Raw genomic sequence first — 13,370 nt, 5'->3', positions numbered from 1 at the left:
TGTTCAGCTGCGCTGGCGTCGGGAAGCGATCATGGAAATGATGATGCTCTGCGCCGCACCCGCGGCCGCGCCGAGCCCCGTCATGGATATCCGGTCGATGAGCAGCGACGAAGGCGGTTCCGGGCTGACCAGGTGGACCATGAGCAGCGCGGAGATGGTCATGAAGACCATGCCCACCGCATAGTTGCGCAGGATCACCAGCTCGATGATGAACTGCGAGGCCAGCGCGGCGGCCAGGACCACCCAGAGCGGGGAATCGAAGGCGAAAACCACGGCAGCCAGCGCCACCCCGAGGCAGGTGCCCACGCAGCGCTGCAGCCCGCGGGCCACGCGCGCATAGGCATCGATGCCGGTGACCGCAGCGATCGCGCCGAGGCTGGCCCAGTACCAGTGGCCGTCGCCGACCAGGCAGGCGATGACTGCAGCGAGCAGCACGCCCGAACCCATCTGCAGCGACTCCGGCATGGCTCGGTCGCTGGGATCCCAGGTGAATCCGGAGCCAAGGGTATGGCGCAGGTTCGCTTTGCGCAGCGAGAGGCCCAGCATCAGCAGCATGCTGAAGACCATCGTGCCGCCGCCGGCCAGCAGCACCCCGGTGAAGTTGTCCACGGTAGCCGGCAGGCTCAGGCAGGCCCCGCCGGCGAAGACCGCGAAGATTGGTCCTGGCGGCATCCAGCGTGCTGCATGCGAGACGTAGTTGGCGCCGAAGCCGATAACTGCCAGCACCAGCGCGCGCACCAGGAACGGCGCATCGATGAGCGAGAAGTAGGTGCCCAGCAGCATGGCGAGCAGCTGCACGATGCCTGCCGAGAGCTGCTGCCAGAAACGCGGCGCATAGGCATCGAAGCGGCCGAAGACCGCGCAGAAAGCGCCGAATGCGGCGTACATTGCCCAGTCCAGCCGGCCAGCACTTGCCACGAGGATCAGCGGCACGGCCAGGCTGAGCGTCGCCTTGGATGCCGGGATGAGCGACGGGCGGTGCGGGGCCACGATGACGCTGCGCTGCATGACTTCCTTCAGATGGCGTTTCACTGCTGCGCTTCCCCGTCCTGGGCGGCAACCAGCTGGAGCAAGGTGCGCAACTGGACTTGCTGCTGCGCATCCAAGGCGCCAAACACCTTGGCCTCGCTGTGCTCGGCGGCGGCCATCGCCCGGGCAGCGAACTTCCTGCCTGCGGCGGTCAGCGTAATGAGGTTGCGGCGGCGGTCTTCCGGATCGACGTTGCGTTCCAGGATGCCGCGACTGGACAGCTCGTCGAGGTAGGCCACCAGGTGGCCACGGTTCAGATTCGAGCGTGCCGCCAGGTCATTCTGCGAGATGCCGCCGAACTCCTCCAGCGCGCAGATGATGGTGAAATGATGCCTGGTCAAGGACTCGGATTCCATCAGCTCGGTCAGCTCCTGGGTGCCGATGCGTCCGGCGCGGGCAGTGAGATAGCTCAGAGAGTTCCATTGGTACTGGGGAATCTGGTGTTCAGCCATTCCCCCAAAATATCATTTCATTTCGAAACGATTTCAAAAAGAAGCGTTTTATCGATGAATCTCACATGGCAATGACGGCCATCATCGCCCACCCGTTCTGCTCAAACACCATCCAGCGGGACGGGTGGACGATTTGGCTTGGCCTCCCCGCCGTTCAGAGCCCCAGGTCTGCCACCAGGAACTTGGCTCCCATCTCGCCGATGAGGATGGCCGGGGCGTTGGTGTTGCCGGTGGTGATCTTCGGCATGATCGACGCATCAATGACGCGCAGGCCGGCCAGGCCGCGGACGCGCAGCTGCGGATCCACCACTGCCTGCGCATCGGCGCCCATGCGGCAGGTACCTACCTGGTGGTGGTAGGTCACCACGTTGTTGCGGATGTACTCCCCCAGCTGCTCATCGCTCTTCACCTCATTGCCCGGGTACACCTCCCGGGCACCCCAGTCCTGGGCCAAGGCGTCCTGCTGGACCATCGCTCGGCACTGCTTCATCGAGTACACGAACGCCTCCAGATCCCGCGGATCATCCAGGGCATTCAAATCGATGTTCACCTGATCTTCCAGTCCAGGTCCGCTCAGGGTGATTTCTCCACGGCTGTGCGGGGTCACGATTCCGGAGTGCAGGGTGAATGCAGTGCCCTCGATCGGTTCCATGCCCGGGGAGTACATTGGCACGGCGAAGAAAATCGGCTGGGTGTCCGGGCGGTCCAGGTCTGCGCGGGAGCGGGAGAACATGTGCGATTGCGAGACCGAGACCCCGGTGCGCGGGGCAGGAATGTCCCGGGTAGTGGTTTCGGCGATGACCGGGGCGAGCAGGTGGTCATGCAGGTTCTTGCCCACCTGGTCCAGCTCATGCAGCGGCTCGACGCCCACGGCCTGGAGCTCGGCCGCCGGGCCGATTCCGGAGCGCAGGAGGATCTGCGGGGAGCCCAAGGCGCCGGCGCTGAGCACCACCTCATCGGCGCGCAGCTCCTGCAGCTGCCCGCCCTTCTGATAACGCACGCCCACCACGGTGCCGGATTCCAGGATCACCGAGTGCACTTCGGCGTCGGTGATGATCTCAAGACGCTCGCGCACCGGCTTGAGGTAGGCCTTCCAGGTGTTGATGCGTTCGCCGCCAACGACGTTGATCTGCTCCTTGGACACGCCGTCCAGCTGCTCGCCGTTGTAGTCGGGGTTGAACTCGATGCCGGACTGCACTGCCGCGTCGATGATCGACTGGTGGATTTCATCCAGCTCGTAGTCGTTGTCCACCGGCACCAGCCCTTCGGTGCCGTGGAACTTGCTGGCGCCGCCGGAGAAGTTCTCGATATCCTTGTAGATCGGCAAGACGTTCTTCCAGGCCCACTGCTCGCCGCAGTCCTTGGCCCAGTCGTCGTAGTCCTGCGGTGCGCAGCGCACCCAGATGGTTGCGTTCAGCGCGTGCGATCCGCCGAGCACCTTGCCACGAGGCAAGTGCATCGGCTTGTTGGCGGCCCCTGCCATCGGGACCGTGTGATAATCCCAGTCGTCCTTGCTATGCCACAGTTCGCCCATGCGCGAGAGGTCATGGATGGCCGGGTTGGTGTCTTCGGACCCGGCTTCGAACAAGGTCACATGCGCTCCCGCGTCCACCAGCCGGCGCGCGACGACCGCACCTGCTGAACCTGCTCCGACGACAATGACCGACTTGCTGCCCATGGAAACTCCTCCACCGTGAGGTGCTGCGAAATGTATTCATCCCAGTCTGTACAGGTCAGCAGGTTTTCCATTGTCATCGTGCGCACAGCAATTGGCAACGCGTGCGCAGTATCCGCTTGGGGCCGCTTCGGCTATTTGCGGATCCGGGCCGCTCGCAATTCGTCGATGCGGACCAGGACCACTCCGCCCACGATCAGCAGGCCGCCGAACAGCTGCACCGCACCGGGCAGCTCGGCCAGCAGCAGCCAGGCCCAGAGCACCGCGAAGAGCACCTCGGTCAATGAGATGAAGCTTGCCACCTTGGATCCCAGTTCCCTCGCGGCCATCACGCCGGTGGTGTAGGAGAACACGGTGGCGATCAGGATCAGCCCGGTCAGTGCCAGCCACCACGGGGTCTCGAAGCCGGCGAAAGAGCCAGTGCCGGGAGCCCAGTGCATGGGAAGGATGCCCAGTCCTCCCACGGCCAGCATGGTCAGCGCACCGACTGCCATGCCCCCGGCAGAGAGCATGATCGGCGGCAGCGCGCCATCAACCTTGGCGCTGATGAAGAAGTAGACGGTCAGCCCGATGGCCGCGCCCAGTCCCCAGAGCACGCCAATCGGATCGATACGTGTCGAACCGGTCAGGTCGAGCACCGCTACCAGCCCAGCCAGCGACAGCAGGGTTCCGGCGATGGTCGCCACGGACGGGCGCTTCTGGTGCCTGGCCCACAGCACCAGCACAATCAGCACCGGCGCAAGATATTCCAGCAACAGGGCCACGCCCACATCCAATCGCTGCACCGCCAGGAAATAGCACAGCTGGCAGGCGCCCACCCCGAAGAGTCCGAAGAGCACAATCGATACCCAGTTGGTGCGCAGCAGCACCCACCGTCCGCGCATTGCCAGCAGCGCCGGGATGGCCAGCACCAGTGCCGCGCCGGCCATGCGGGCGGCTACCGCGGCGGTAGGGCTCCAACCGGCCTCGAAAAGCCCCTTGGCGAAGGAGCCCGACAACCCGAAGGCGGCCGAGGAGGCCAGTGCAATCCAGATGCCCTTCGATTGGCTGGGCTGGCTGGTCGCAGCGTAGGTGGAAGCTGCAGGCGCACCGGGGGTAGGCAGGTCGCTCATGAGGGTCTTTCGCGCAGAATTTCATGCCCCGTTCAGGGGCAAATGGGGGTATGAGCATGACGATACGGTTAGGCTTGAGTGGCAGTCAATCCACCCACCCTCCAGGAACGAATTATGACCTTTGCCCCAGATATCGAAGCGTCGCTGAAGACCGTGGTGAATCTGCTGAATACCGAGGTGCAAATCGTCGATATGCTCTCCACCGTCGCTGATCTCGATGAGTTCCTCGACGCGGAGAACTTCGACGGCTCACGCGCGCACAACCAGGCGGAGCTGCGTTCCATCCGCCAGCTGCGTTCCCAGCTGAAGAACATCTGGATCGGCACCGAAGAGGAATCGGTGTTCCGGGTCAATGCCATCCTGCGCAACGCCAACGCCCAGCCGCAGCTGATCAAGAGCGAATCGCTGGGCTACCACCTGCACGCCACCACCAACAGCACCCCGCTCTACGACCGGATGGCGGTGGATGCCGCGATGGCGCTGGCCGAGGTGATCCGTTCCGGCGGTTTGCAGCGGCTGCGCATCTGCGCCTCCAAGGACTGCGAGGCGGCATTGCTGGATTTGTCGCGCAACCGTTCCAAGCTGTACTGCGATACCCGCAACTGTGCCAACCGCGAGCATGTGCGCGCCTACCGTGCGCGCAAGGCGTCAAAGCGCTCGGGCCAGCAGCTGCCCGCCCGCTGAGCGTCCGGCCTGAATCGAGTTGGGCGATGCTCCTCGCCTTTTGCCTTGCGCGGGCCATATGATGAACACACAACCGGGACACCGGCAGTTGCAGTAGTGGAAGGGGCAGGCCATGACTCAGGAAACCCACGCTTCGGATGATTACGAGGCTCGGATCGAAGCTGCTGAGAGCGGCCCGCTGAAAGCCGCCGCCCGCTGGGTTGTAGCCCTGGCATCGGCAGCCTTGGGCGATGCCGAATACGAAGCGAATGAGCCGCAGGTTGTCGTGCATTCGCGCCAAGACGATTCGGTAGTCCTGCGCATCACGACCTCCAGCCTCGAGGAGGCTGAACGTCTGGTCGTCCAGATCCGCGAGGACCTGGAAACGTTGAGCACCGACGAGTTCAAGGCGGAGTGGGAAGGCGCCGGCGACAAGTCCTAGCGGCGCCGGTCGGCGATCAGTGCTCGACGAGAATCCCGTCGATATCCGCGTACACCATCGCGCCGGGACGGATGTTCACGTCCCCGATGCTGATGACTTCGTCCACTGAGCCATGCGAGCGCTTGACGGTTTTGCGCGGGTTGCTGCCCAGCGCCTTGATGCCCAGCTCCAGTTCGGCCAGTGCGGCCCGGTCGCGCACGGCGCCGCTGATGATGACCCCGGCCCAGCCATTGGCTTCAGCGCTCTCTGCAATCATGTCGCCCATCAGTGCGTAGCGCAGGGACGCTCCCCCATCGACCACGAGCACCGCGCCGTTGCCCGGGAAGCTCAGGATTTCCTTGACCAGGCCATTGTCCTCATGGCACTTCACGGTGCGTGCCGGCCCGTAGAAGGACAGCCGCCCGCCAAAGTCCTGGAACTGCAAGGAGACGGACTGCAGCGCATCTCCATGCTGGTCGTAGAGGTCGGCGGTGCTGATCGGTTCCTGGTGCATGTCGCTTCCTTCATGAGCTGCGATAGTGGTCCACCACACAGCTTAGCCCTCAGCGCACGCAACCCCAGAGCATGACGAAAGGTTTAGAGGTTCAGCTCCGCCTCATACGCCTTGGAGTCCAACGCTCCCAGACGCGAATTGCGCCGGCCATAGGCCAGATAGATCGCGGCGCCCACGGCCATCCAGATTCCGAAGACCAGCCAGGTGATCCCGGCCAGATTGAACATCAGGAACAGGCAGGCAGCGATACCCAGCATCGGAGTCACCGGATACAGCGGGACGCGGAAGGTGCGCGGGATATCGGGCTGGGTCTTGCGCAGGTAGATCACCGAGACGCCCACTAGCGAGAAGGCGAAGAGGGTGCCGATGCTGGTCGCTTCGGCCAGCTGGCCCAACGGGATCAGCGAGGCGGCAATGGCCACGACCGCGCCGGTGACGTAGGTGCCGATGACCGGGGTGCGGGTGCTCGGCGAGACCTTGGCGAAGAAGCGCGGGATCAGGCCATCGCGGCCCATGGACAGCAGGATGCGGGTTTGGCCGTACAGGGTGGTGAGCACCACCGAAACGATCGCGATCACCGAGGCCAGGGCGAAGGCCAGGACAATCCACTTCTGCCCGGTGATCTCTGAAACGATTTGCACCAGGGCGGCTTCCGAATCGGCGAACCACTCCCATTCCCGGGCGCCGATGGCCGCCACGGCAACCAGCACGTAGATGGCGGTCACCAGCACCATGGCGATCATGATGGCCCGCGGCAGATCCTTCTGCGGGTTCTTGGCTTCCTCGCCAGCGGTCGAGGCGGCATCGAAGCCGATGTAGGAGAAGAAGACCATGGAGGCAGCACCGGTCACGCCCGCGGCGCCCATGGGCAGCAGCGGCGCGAAGTTGCCGGCATTGAAAGCGGTGAAGGCGACGACCACGAAGAAGACGAGGATGGCGATCTTCACGATCACCATGACGGTGTTGGCCAAGGCCGATTCACGGGCACCGCGGACCAGCAGCAAGGTGGCCAAGATGACCACAATCAGTGCCGAGAGGTTGATGATGCCGCCCTCGCCCGGGCCGGCGGCCAGTGCTTGCGGCAAGGCGAGGCCGAAAATCTCCAGGGTCTGGTTCACGTAGGACCCGGCGCCTACCGCCACCGCGGCCGCGGACACCGCGTATTCCAGAACCAGGCACCAGCCGCACACCCAGGCCATGCCTTCGCCCAAGGTGGCATAGGAATAGGAGTAGCTGGAGCCGGAGACCGGGACCATGCCGGCCATTTCGGCGTAGGACACCGCCGAGAGCAGTGCGGTGATGCCGGCCAGCACGAAGGCGATCCAGATCGCCGGGCCGGCGACCGGAACGGCTGATCCGAGGATCACCAGGATGCCGGTGCCCAGGGTGGCGCCAACCGAGATCATGACCAGCTGGGTGACACCCAGCGAGCGCTTGAGCGTTCCGAGTCCGGCGTTGTCCGCCGCATCGTTGGCCATCGCCTGGATGGATTTGCGCCGCCGCAGCTGCGTGCCCAATGGGGTATGGCTGTGCTGCTCTGTGTTGCTCGTGCTGCTCACTCGAAATCCTTGGTGCGTGCTGGAGGCGTTTCGCATCGATTGGCCGACCCGGCAAACGACAACGCGCTGGGACTATCTGTGGATGGACAGTCCCAGCGCGTCATGCCGCGTGGCTAAGCTTTATTATCAGTCTTCAAACTTCTTGTCCGGATTGGCAGAGGATCGGTTGACCCCGGTGCCCTTTCCAAGGTCAGGATCATTTTCCTTGGCTGCCATGGTCAACACCGAGATGACCAGCAGGCTGGCGACGAAGGCGATGCCGAAGGCCGCCAAGCCGATGTCGAAGCGCAGTGGATTCTGCGATCCGCCGGTGGAGCTGATCAGGCCGACCACGCCGGAGACAAGGCCCAAGATCAGCGAGAAGCTCAGTGGGCCCTTGATTGACTGGCTCCACGGTTGCTTCTTCTTATTGTTTCCCACCAGAAACTCCGTTTCTACTCTTGCTGCTGACCTGAGGACTAGTTGTTGTCCTGGTCCGGGGTATTGGTCGTGGCCGGTGCGGCCGCCTTCATCTCGTGGCGATGGCCGAAGGCTGCAATCAGCGCGAAGACCGCGAGAACAATGGTGCCGCCGCCAATCAGGCCGAACAATGCGTGTGCATCCAGGCCGCCGCTGAAGCACAGCGAAATGGCCAAGATCACGCCCACCGCGCCGGTCACCAGCTGGTTCCTGAACGGCGGGAAGGCCTCGCGGAGCTTGGCGAAGACCACGAGTTCGGCAATGCCGGCTGCCAGGAAGGCGAACGCTGCCACGTAGCCAACCCAGGTGATCGAGCTGACGAAGATGGTTGCGATGCCAGCCATGAGCATCAGTCCAGCACCCAGTGCGTAGGGGGCGCGCGACTTCTCAGGAGCGCTTTCCACCGATACGTACTGCCACATGAATACGCCAGTGACAACGAGGAACGCTGCCGTCGAGTAGGTCACGACCTTCTCATCTGCGCCGATCCAGAAAATCGACATCAGGGCATAGGCCAGGGCTGCCAGACCGCGCAGGAACACTGGGCGGAAGACATCTGAAGCTTGGACTGGGGTGGTTTTTGGTGCAGGCACAATCTCTATTCTACCGCTCATAGAACTAACCGCCACTTCGCCCGGGGTTAATCACATCAGCGGCGGCGGCGGATCAGCGACTCGTCCAGGTTCTTGATGCTGGCAGCGCCCATCAGCTGCATATTCACTTCCACTTCCTTGGCCAGCAATTCGATGGCACGGCTGACGCCTTCCTCGCCGCCAGCCATCAGGCCGTAGAGGTAGGCGCGGCCAATGAGCACGAAATCGGCTCCGGCGCACAGCGCGGCCACAATGTCCGCACCGGACATGATGCCCGAATCCATGATGATTTCCATGCCCTCACCGACTTCGGCGCGCACCTCGCTGAGCGCCTCGAAGGCAATCGGCGCACGGTCCAGCTGGCGTCCGCCATGGTTGGACACCACCAGGCCATCAGCACCGGCAGCCTTTGCCTTGGCGGCGTCCTCGCGGGTGAGCACGCCCTTGACGAACAGCTGGCCCTTCCACAGTTCGCGGATCCATTTCAGGTCCTCGAAGTCCAAGGAGGAATCGAACATGGAGTTGATGATGGTCGGCAGGTCTGCCGAGGTATCGGACAGGGAGGCGAACTTCAGCGAATCGGTGGTGAGGAAGTTGTACCACCACTCCGGACGGTAGGAGGCATCCAAGACGGTCTTCAGCGTCAGCTCGGGCGGGATCTTCATGCCGTTGCGGGCATCGCGGTGGCGCTGACCGGCTACCGGGGTATCCACGGTCACCAGCAGGGTGTCGAAGCCTGCCGCGGCCGCGCGTTGCACCAGCGCCTTGGACTTCTCCCGGTCCTTCCACAGATAGAGCTGGAACCACTTGCGCCCCTCCGGTGCCGCCGCGGCGACTTCCTCGATGGAGCGCGTGCCCATGGTGGACAGGCTGAAGGGAATCCCGGCCTTCTGGGCAGCCCTGGATCCGCCGATTTCTCCCTCGGAGTGCATGAAGCGGGTGAAGCCGGTAGGCGCGATGCCGAAAGGCAGCGCCGATGGCGCACCGGCAATGGTGGTGGACAGGTCCGAGTGCGCGGTGCCGTGCAGGATGCGCGGCAGCAGCTCGACGTTGTCGAATACCTCGCGGGCGCGCCTCGCGGTGATCTCTCGGCCGGCGGCGCCGTCGACATAGTCGAAGGCCGCGGCCGGGGTGCGGCGCTTGGCGATCCTGCGCAGATCCCAGAGGTCAGCGGCGCTGGCCAGGCGGGCGGCCCGGCGATCGGTGGTGGGGAGCTTGAACTTCATCAGGCTGACCAGTTCGGCGGCGTCCGGCAGTTGGCGCTTGAGGTTACCCATTGGTTGTTCCTTCTTCGGTGGAAATGCGTTGGTTCAGTACAGGTTGCGCGTGCTCGCGCGGGTGCCGATGGAGATCGCCACGGCCGAGGACAGGCAGCACAGGGCCAGGTAGCCGGCCGGCATCACGATGGAGCCATTGCCTGCCTGCAGCAGCGCGGCGGCGATCAGCGGCGAGAGTCCGGCGACGATGGCGCCGTTCAGTTCGCGGGCCAGGGCGATCCCGGAGAAGCGGATCGAAACGGGGAACAGCTCGGTGAGGAATGCGCCCTGGGCACCTGAGGTGCACGGAATCACCAGTGCGTAGCCGGCGGCGATGCCCAGCAGCCCGTAGGCGAATTCGCCGGTGGAGACCATGGCGAAGATCGGGAAGGCGAGGACCAGGCCGGAGATGTTTCCAGCAGCCAGCACCTTGGAGGCGCCGAACCGGTCAGCCAGCCAGCCGCCCACCGGGGTGAGCACCACGGAGACCAGCGAGCCCAGGGTGACCGCCAGCAGCGCCTGGCTGCGTTCCATGCCGCTGCTGACCATCAGGCTCAGCGCGAAGACCGCGAGGATGTAGTTCACCGCATTGTGCCCGGTGATGGCCAGGAAGCCCAGGATGACCCGGCGCCAGTGCCCGGCGAACACCTGCACGATGGGCAGCTTGGCCTGCTGCTGGCTGGCGCGGGCCGAGGCCATGGCCGCGGCGTAGTCCGGGGTTTCCTCCAGCTTGTTGCGGATGTAGATGGCCACCACGAACAGCAGCGCCGAGATCAGGAAGGGAATGCGCCAGGCCCAGCCGAGCAAGGCCTCGTCGCCGGCCAGCGAGACCAGGAAGAAGCACACGGTGGCCAGAGCAATGCCCAGCGGAGGGGTGGCGAGCACCAGCGAGGTGTAGAGGCCGCGTTTCTTCGGCTCCACGTATTCGGCTACCAGGGTCATTGCCCCGGTCAGCTCGGCGCCGGCGCCGAAGCCCTGGATCAGGCGCAGCAGCACCAGCAGGCCCACGGACCATACGCCCCAGCTGGCCGCGGTGGGCACCAGGCCGATGCCCACGGTGGCGACGCCCATCAGGATGACCGAGAGCAGCATCGCTGGGCGGCGGCCGAACTTGTCCCCCAGATGCCCGATGACCACTCCGCCCAGCGGGCGGGCTACGAAGCCCACCGCGAAGGTGGCAAAGGAGGCGATGGAGGCCGCCGAGCCACCGGCCCCGGAGAAGAACAGCGGGCCGATCACCACCGACGCGGCCGCTCCATACAACGCATAGTCGTACCATTCGATGGCCGTGCCGAAGACGGAGGCGAACAGGGCTCGGCGCCGGTTGCGCGCTTGCTGCCCGCTGGCTGAGTTCTGGGTGATCGGCACAGTCATAGTCCTTGCGATGAGGTAGTGTTCACGTAAGATTCCTGAAATATATTTCATCCCAGACTAGAGTGTTGCCCAGAACGGCACCTAGATCAGGTAGCTACATTACGCGCAGGAGAATCGGAGAATCATGGCCAGCTCACTCTCCGAACAGCTCACCATCACCTTGCGCGAACGCATCAACCGCGGGGAGCTCGCCCCAGGCACCCTGATCATCGAGCCGGCCCTCGCCCAGGAATTCGACGTCTCCAAAACCCCGGTACGCGAATCCCTGCGCCAGCTCACCAGCGAAGGCCTGCTGCAGATCCTGCCCAAGAAGGGCTATCTGGTGTGCGCCATTTCGCTGAACGATGTCTACGAAGTCCTAGAGCTGCGCAGCCTGCTCGAACCGCATGTGGCCGGACAGGTGGCCAGCATGCACTCGGCGGCGCTCGTCGTGTCCCTGGCCGGTCATCTGGAGGCCCAGGAGAAGCTGTCGGTCAGCGATCCCATCGCCTCCATGCATGCGGCCCAGCGCTTCCACAGCGAACTGGCGGCGGCCTCGCGCAATTCGCGCCTGGTAGCCAGCCTGGAAAACTGCTTCGCGCAAACCGCCCGCGCCCACTACGTACTGCCTTCCATGCAGCCGTACATGTCCCAATCGGACGAGCTGGCCGAGCACCGGGCGATCTTCAACGCCATCCAGAATTCAGATCCAGCCGCGGCCACCGAGGCCATGGCGCTGCACCTGGAATCCATCCGCACCGCCATGCTCGGCCAGCACTAGCCGCCGAGCCCACCGACTGCCAAACGGACTTTGACCGGGCGCCGCAGCTCCTGGAGCAACCGGCATCGGGTGGCCAGGTGGCCGGCCATCAGCTGCCCAGCCGCATCCATGCGGTGTTCTTGGCCCGCAGGGACAGGGTCACACCGCGAGCCGCCATGTAGCCCAGGGCGAAGGCTACCCAGATCCACAAGATCGCCGAGGTGGCGTCCTGCGCGAAGACATGGATCACCCAGAGCATCGGTGCGTAGACCACTAGGTTCAGCACACCGACCAAGCCGAGGTAGCGGGCATCGCCGGCTCCAATGAGCACCCCGTCCAGGACGAACACCAGGCCGCACAACGGCTGGGACAACGCCAGCACCCACAGCCCGATGGTGGTCAGCTGGCGGATCTGCTCATCCTGCGTGAACATCATCGGGAAAACCCACGACGTGGCAAATAGCAGGATGCCGGTGGCCACGCCGAAGTAGATGCCCCAGCGGCTCATGATGCCGGTAAGCTTGCGGACCTGTTCGGCATCCCCGCGGCCCAGCTCCTGGCCAATCAGGGCCTGGGCCGCGATGGCCAAAGCGTCCAGCGCGAAGGCCAGGAAGCTGAAGATGGTGAAGACCAGCTGGTGCGCGGCCAGCGTCTGGGTGCCGGCATTGGTGGCCACCAGAACGGTGAGCAGCAAGGCCGCGCGCATGCTCAGGTTGCGCAGCATCAGCCAGGAGCCGACCTGCCCGGTGGAAATGAACCCGGACCAGCTCGGTGCCAGGGAGATCCCTTGAGCCCTGACCCTTGGAAGGATCATCCACAAATACACCAGTGCCATCATCCACTGGGCAATCGAAGTTCCCAGCGCGGCACCCGCTACCGACATGTCAGCCCAGTAGACCAGGATGAAGTTCAGGACGATATTCAATCCGAAGCCGACGGTGGCCACGACCAGCGGCGTTTTCGTGTCCTGCATGCCGCGCAGCACGCCGGTGGCTGCCAGGACCAGCAGCATCGCGGTCAGGCCGGGCATCGAATAGTTGATGTAGTCCACGGCGAATTGCGCGGTTTCCCCCTCGCCGCCCATCAAACGCACCAGGCTCCCGGCACCGAAATATCCAGCCAGCGACAGCACCAGGCCGAGGACGACGGCAAACCACATGCCGTCGCGGCCTGCGGCCATGGCCTTGCCCGGATCGCCGGCACCCAGGGCGCGGGCCACTGCAGGGGTGGTGGCGTAGGCCAGGAAGATCATCAGTCCCACCGCCGTATGCAGCACCGTGGTGCCCAGGGCGGCGCCGGCCAGCTCGGCCACGCCAAGGTGGCCGACAATAGCCGAGTCAGCCATCAGGAACAGCGGCTCGGCAATCAGCGCGCCCAGCGCGGGAACGGCCAGGGCAAGGATCTGCCGGCCCATGCTCCGCGGGGATTCGGTGGGGGTTGAAGGATTCACAACCCCCACTCTACGAAGCGGCGTGCAGTTTCACCATTTGCGTCCCGGGTGCGGAGATTGCAGAGGCCGTCCTC

The 13,370-nt window shown here is 64.5% G+C and carries 14 protein-coding genes; 3 read left to right on the top strand and 11 right to left on the bottom strand.

Annotation, left to right across the window (positions count from 1 at the left end; genetic code table 11):
- Positions 1-3: 3 nt before the first annotated feature.
- The 4 genes from ANI01nite_RS04235 to ANI01nite_RS04220 form a co-directional block, all read right to left on the bottom strand.
- Positions 4-1,032, bottom strand: coding sequence for an FUSC family protein (locus ANI01nite_RS04235; protein WP_141356271.1), 1,029 nt, complete (start codon positions 1,030-1,032; stop codon positions 4-6).
- A complete protein-coding gene (locus ANI01nite_RS04230) occupies positions 1,029-1,481 on the bottom strand; it encodes a MarR family winged helix-turn-helix transcriptional regulator (protein ID WP_141356269.1) in 453 nt (150 codons plus the stop codon). The genes ANI01nite_RS04235 and ANI01nite_RS04230 overlap by 4 nt, the downstream gene beginning before the upstream one ends.
- 154 nt (positions 1,482-1,635) lie before the next feature.
- Positions 1,636-3,159 carry a GMC family oxidoreductase gene (locus ANI01nite_RS04225; protein WP_141356267.1) on the bottom strand — a complete coding sequence of 508 codons (1,524 nt, stop codon included), beginning with the start codon at positions 3,157-3,159 and terminating at the stop codon, positions 1,636-1,638.
- Positions 3,160-3,290: 131 nt separating this feature from the next.
- Complete coding sequence (locus tag ANI01nite_RS04220; RefSeq protein WP_141356265.1) at positions 3,291-4,268, bottom strand: EamA family transporter; 978 nt, start codon at positions 4,266-4,268, stop codon at positions 3,291-3,293.
- A gap of 114 nt (positions 4,269-4,382) precedes the next feature.
- Here ANI01nite_RS04220 and ANI01nite_RS04215 point away from each other — a divergent pair, with 114 nt between their 5' ends.
- Positions 4,383-4,952: a CGNR zinc finger domain-containing protein gene (locus ANI01nite_RS04215; RefSeq protein WP_038993089.1), complete on the top strand. Its 570-nt coding sequence runs from the start codon at positions 4,383-4,385 to the stop codon at positions 4,950-4,952.
- 112 nt (positions 4,953-5,064) lie between these two features.
- Positions 5,065-5,373, top strand: coding sequence for a hypothetical protein (locus ANI01nite_RS04210; protein WP_038993088.1), 309 nt, complete (start codon positions 5,065-5,067; stop codon positions 5,371-5,373).
- Between the two features lie 16 nt (positions 5,374-5,389).
- On the opposite strand, the gene rraA is transcribed toward ANI01nite_RS04210, so the two are convergent.
- From rraA to ANI01nite_RS04180, 6 genes are all read right to left on the bottom strand, one after another.
- The gene (gene rraA / locus ANI01nite_RS04205; protein ID WP_141356263.1) at positions 5,390-5,866 is read right to left on the bottom strand and encodes a ribonuclease E activity regulator RraA; all 477 of its coding nucleotides are present in this window, start codon (positions 5,864-5,866) and stop codon (positions 5,390-5,392) included.
- 83 nt (positions 5,867-5,949) lie between these two features.
- Positions 5,950-7,461: an amino acid permease gene (locus ANI01nite_RS04200; protein ID WP_141356261.1), complete on the bottom strand. Its 1,512-nt coding sequence runs from the start codon at positions 7,459-7,461 to the stop codon at positions 5,950-5,952.
- A 90-nt stretch (positions 7,462-7,551) separates the two neighbouring features.
- Positions 7,552-7,845, bottom strand: coding sequence for a hypothetical protein (locus ANI01nite_RS04195; RefSeq protein WP_223308794.1), 294 nt, complete (start codon positions 7,843-7,845; stop codon positions 7,552-7,554).
- 38 nt (positions 7,846-7,883) lie between these two features.
- Entirely contained in the window at positions 7,884-8,477 is a 594-nt protein-coding gene (locus ANI01nite_RS04190) for a DUF308 domain-containing protein (protein ID WP_170214565.1), read from the bottom strand.
- 56 nt (positions 8,478-8,533) lie between these two features.
- Positions 8,534-9,754 carry an alpha-hydroxy acid oxidase gene (locus ANI01nite_RS04185; protein WP_141356257.1) on the bottom strand — a complete coding sequence of 407 codons (1,221 nt, stop codon included), beginning with the start codon at positions 9,752-9,754 and terminating at the stop codon, positions 8,534-8,536.
- Between the two features lie 33 nt (positions 9,755-9,787).
- Complete coding sequence (locus ANI01nite_RS04180) at positions 9,788-11,107, bottom strand: MFS transporter (protein WP_170214564.1); 1,320 nt, start codon at positions 11,105-11,107, stop codon at positions 9,788-9,790.
- A 124-nt stretch (positions 11,108-11,231) separates the two neighbouring features.
- Here ANI01nite_RS04180 and ANI01nite_RS04175 point away from each other — a divergent pair, with 124 nt between their 5' ends.
- Entirely contained in the window at positions 11,232-11,867 is a 636-nt protein-coding gene (locus tag ANI01nite_RS04175; RefSeq protein ID WP_073706942.1) for a GntR family transcriptional regulator, read from the top strand.
- 88 nt (positions 11,868-11,955) lie between these two features.
- Here the strand turns inward: ANI01nite_RS04175 and ANI01nite_RS04170 are convergent, their stop codons facing one another.
- Positions 11,956-13,260: an MATE family efflux transporter gene (locus tag ANI01nite_RS04170; RefSeq protein ID WP_141356449.1), complete on the bottom strand. Its 1,305-nt coding sequence runs from the start codon at positions 13,258-13,260 to the stop codon at positions 11,956-11,958.
- Positions 13,261-13,370: the final 110 nt, after the last annotated feature.

It is taken from the genome of Glutamicibacter nicotianae (genome assembly GCF_006539525.1).
Taxonomy (GTDB): Bacteria; Actinomycetota; Actinomycetes; order Actinomycetales; family Micrococcaceae; genus Glutamicibacter; species Glutamicibacter nicotianae.
The sequence above is the reverse complement of the archived record's forward strand: the minus strand, read 5'-3'. Positions and strand labels throughout refer to the sequence as shown.